Annotated in this window: 3 protein-coding genes and 5 tRNA genes; 7 read left to right on the plus strand and 1 reads right to left on the minus strand. The window is 62.5% G+C overall.

The genetic code is table 11. The annotated features are described in order from the left end of the window. The coding region (locus tag ACTQZF_RS09065; RefSeq protein WP_441555101.1) for a transposase at positions 1-1,065 on the minus strand (1,065 nt) is incomplete at its 3' end. Between the two features lie 135 nt (positions 1,066-1,200). Here ACTQZF_RS09065 and ACTQZF_RS09070 point away from each other — a divergent pair. The 7 genes from ACTQZF_RS09070 (at position 1,201) to ACTQZF_RS09100 (ending at position 2,872) form a co-directional block, all read left to right on the plus strand. Next, positions 1,201-1,276, plus strand: a tRNA-Gly gene (locus tag ACTQZF_RS09070). Between the two features lie 35 nt (positions 1,277-1,311). Next, positions 1,312-1,385: transfer RNA gene (locus ACTQZF_RS09075), tRNA-Cys, on the plus strand. A 42-nt stretch (positions 1,386-1,427) separates the two neighbouring features. After that, positions 1,428-1,503: transfer RNA gene (locus ACTQZF_RS09080), tRNA-Gly, on the plus strand. A gap of 421 nt (positions 1,504-1,924) precedes the next feature. Further along, on the plus strand, positions 1,925-2,113 hold the full coding sequence (locus tag ACTQZF_RS09085; protein ID WP_441555102.1) for an alpha-amylase family glycosyl hydrolase: 189 nt from the start codon (positions 1,925-1,927) through the stop codon (positions 2,111-2,113). A gap of 185 nt (positions 2,114-2,298) precedes the next feature. Further along, positions 2,299-2,374: transfer RNA gene (locus tag ACTQZF_RS09090), tRNA-Gly, on the plus strand. Between the two features lie 3 nt (positions 2,375-2,377). Then, positions 2,378-2,452 (plus strand) — tRNA-Val (locus ACTQZF_RS09095). A gap of 216 nt (positions 2,453-2,668) precedes the next feature. Then, positions 2,669-2,872, plus strand: a complete 204-nt coding sequence (locus tag ACTQZF_RS09100) for a hypothetical protein (RefSeq protein WP_441555103.1) — start codon at positions 2,669-2,671, stop codon at positions 2,870-2,872. Positions 2,873-2,950 lie beyond the last annotated feature (78 nt).

Here is a 2,950-nt window from a genome sequence, read left to right on the forward strand (position 1 = left end):
CTCGCAGGCGCCCTTCTGGTCGCTGCGCCTGGGGTCGCAGTAGAACAGCCTCGTCTCGCCCGGCCCCTCGCCGAGCAGCGCCGCGACCGCCGCCTCGTCGGAGAACTCGGCACCGTTGTCGGTGAGGACGGCGCGGAACACGCGGCGCGTCCCGTCGGCGCCGAGGATGGCCCGGACGCCCTCCAGGGCGCCCGCGACGCACCCGGCGGTCTTCTCCTCCAGCGGCAGCGCGAGCTGGAGCCTGCTGGGGCGGTGCAGCAGCGTGAGCAGGCAGGCGGAGTCCTCCCGGGCCCCCTCGACGGTGTCCATCTCCCAGGCCGCGGCGCACGCGTCCTCCCCGAGGGCGAGGAACGCGGCATGCGACCTGCGGGCGGAGTGGCGGGTCGCCGCCCGGCCCGCGGCGCGCTTCCTCGGCCTGTAGCCGACCTTGCGCCTGAGCTCCATGTTGGTCATGCCGTCGTAGCCCGCCGAGACCCAGCGGTAGATGGTCGACGGCGACAGGTCCACCGGGCCGCCGTTGCGCGCCGCCATCTGCTCGGGCGACAGCCCCCGGCGCAGGCAGTCCCTTATCGCCTCCAGCCTGGCCGCCGCGGCGGGCTCGTCGGCGTCTATCCCGCGCCTGGACGAGACGAGGACCGAGTCGGCGCACAGCTGCGCGGCCCGGGCCTCGTAGAAGACGTGGGGGCGGCGCTTGCAGCCGATTGCGCGGTACCGGCCGCAGCCGTTGCAGCATCGCGGCCACGCCGCCAGGCGCGGGCAGGCCGCCGACAGGTCGGCGGAGGCGTCCACGCGCTCGCCGCGCCTGGCCTTCGGCGCCGTCACGAACCTGTGCGACGCCACCTCGGCGCTCACCGTCGAGGGTGACCTGCCCAGCTCCCTCGCGATCTCCCTGCACGACGCCCTGCGCTCCAGCATCCTCTGGACCGTGTCCCGCTCGTGCCTCGTGAGCCTTCCGTAGGCCCTCGGGACCGCCCTTGCGGAGCCGCTCTTCTTCTTTCCGGACATGCCGTCCTCCGATCTCCCGGGGCCGGCCGATCCGGCCCTCAGGGTATCGGGTTCCCACATTCATCCGCACATGTACGGATGAATGTGGGAGGTGTTCGGATAAAGTTGATAATCAAGGTGAACTTGCTTTGGGCAACTTTTTTGAAAAAAGTACTTGCGTCTTTTGGATAACTCGCGTAAATTAATAACCCGCAAGCGGACATGGCTCAGTTGGTAGAGCACAACCTTGCCAAGGTTGGGGTCGCGGGTTCGAGCCCCGTTGTCCGCTCCATTGCATTTCCGGACCGTTCTTAACGGTCCTTTTTCGGCGAAGTGGCCAAGTGGTAAGGCAGAGGCCTGCAAAGCCTTTACCCCCGGTTCGAATCCGGGCTTCGCCTCCAGGCAACATCCGGGCGCTCCGGCGCCCGTTTTGTTTTACATATGCGGACATGGCTCAGTTGGTAGAGCACAACCTTGCCAAGGTTGGGGTCGCGGGTTCGAGCCCCGTTGTCCGCTCCAACTATCTTACGCGGTTCTAACGAACCGCGTTTTTTGTTGACGCTGCGCGAGCCCCGGGCACCCCATCTTGCCCCTTAATCGTCGGTCGCGTACATAAAGTACGCTTCCCTCCTCTTTCGCGGCAACCTGGGGCACCCGGAGCCCGCTCGCTGTCGTGGCCGGGGGAGTGGGTTTTCCGTTCTTTTCACTAATCGGTCGATTCGTCCCGGGAGGCTCGAACCCGAGAGGGAGCGAGCGTCTTGGGGCGTGGCTGTGGCGTTGTTTGCCGCGAATATCAGCTTTGGGCGTATCATCTGGGCATCTCGCAAAACCTCGTTGCAAGGGAGGCGCGCTCCATGGCTACAGAAAAGTCCTCTTCGCGCTCATGGATGCCCGATGCCGCGATCTATCAGATCTACCCGCGCTCGTTTAAGGATTCGTAGTGCCCAATCATTCATCCAACCAGCACCCCTGGTTCAAAGCCGCTCTTGCCGCCGGCCCTGGATCGCCCGAGCGCGCCCGTTATATCTTCCGCGATGGTCGCGGCGAACATGGCGAGCTGCCTCCCACCAATTGGAATGCCAACTTTGGCGGCCCCGCCTGGACGCGTGTTGCGGACGGTCAGTGGTAGCTGCATATGTTTACGCCCGAGCAGCCAGACTTTGACTGGTCATGCCCCGAGGTTCATGCGTTCTTTTGCGACGTCCTGACGTTGAGGTGGCTGATGTCTTCGTGAGGTTCGCGAGGGCGTCGCAAAACTTTTCAAAAAAAGTTCTTGCATAGGATGCGGGTATCACGTAAGATTAATCCCAGTAAGCGGACATGGCTCAGTTGGTAGAGCACAACCTTGCCAAGGTTGGGGTCGCGGGTTCGAGCCCCGTTGTCCGCTCCATTTGGGCGTTTAGCTCAGGGGGAGAGCGCTTCCCTGACACGGAAGAGGTCACAAGTTCAAATCTTGTAACGCCCACCAAACGTTCGCAGTCCAGAGGCTTTGCTTCTGGACTGTTTTGTTATAAACACACATAATATGCCGTCAAATTATCGACCTCGGTCGCTTTTTCACGTTGCATTTGCTGCCCAGCATAATTTGTCGTTATTGGCCTCTTGGTCTCGTAGGAGATGATTATTTTGATCATAACCGTGCACGTCGCCCGCGTTTCCATGGTTGACCCCCGCGCAATCTTTTATGGTGATCGGTTTTGGCGAGATTGCCTTCCAGGGAGGATTCGGAACGATTGAAGGCCGTACGTTCTTCGCGCGCTGGGCGGGCCTTGTCACAAAGGGGTGGGCTTTTGTGGTTATCGCCGGCGTGCTGCTCGATCCCTTTACGGCGGCTCTCGGCCGCATGATAGCTCGCGTGTTGATGTTCACTAAGAAGTGGTCCGAGTGATCACTGGGAAATGAGCACCGTGAGCACGAAAAATTGAGCAGTTTAAGCAAGAGGGCCGCGCCCCGGGGACCGGGGGCG

Origin of the sequence: Collinsella sp. LCP19S3_H3, assembly GCF_052119145.1 — a bacterium.
GTDB lineage: Bacteria > Actinomycetota > Coriobacteriia > Coriobacteriales > Coriobacteriaceae > Collinsella.

Coding starts and splice junctions, on each gene's coding strand:
- ACTQZF_RS09100 (WP_441555103.1), top strand. CDS start 2,669: ATGGTGATCGGTTTTGGCGAGATTGCCTTCCAGGGAGGATTCGGAACG.